Origin of the sequence: Mesorhizobium sp. (assembly GCF_005063415.1) — a bacterium.
GTDB lineage: Bacteria > Pseudomonadota > Alphaproteobacteria > Rhizobiales > Rhizobiaceae > Mesorhizobium.
The window spans coordinates 1-269 of the sequence record NZ_SUEG01000106.1 but is presented as its reverse complement, the minus strand read 5'-3'; the positions used below and the strand labels follow the sequence as shown (position 1 = coordinate 269).

At 67.3% G+C, this 269-nt stretch carries 1 protein-coding gene; it reads right to left on the bottom strand.

What is annotated here, in order from left to right; translation table 11 throughout:
* Nucleotides 1–269, bottom strand: a 269-nt coding sequence (locus E5W70_RS23110) for an amino acid synthesis family protein (protein WP_292662814.1), incomplete at both ends; no start/stop codon positions are given.

The following is a 269-nucleotide window of genomic DNA, read 5'->3' as shown; positions in this document are numbered from 1 at the left end:
CCATGCTCCAGCTCGCCCGCCATGCCGACGATGGCGCCCTTGCCGTAGCCGTCGATCTGTTTGACGTCGCCGCCCAGTGCGGCAATGAGCCTGTCGGAGAGCAGCAGCCCGAGCGGCTTCAGATCCTCCATGGCGCTCTGCAATTCCTCGACGTAACGGCCGGCGAACGGGTTCTTGACCACAGCCATGGCCGCCGCGCGGCGCCGCGGCACCAGCGCCACCGGCCCGCCTTCGTGAAAAATCTCTTCGGTCAGCACGGCGATCTTGCG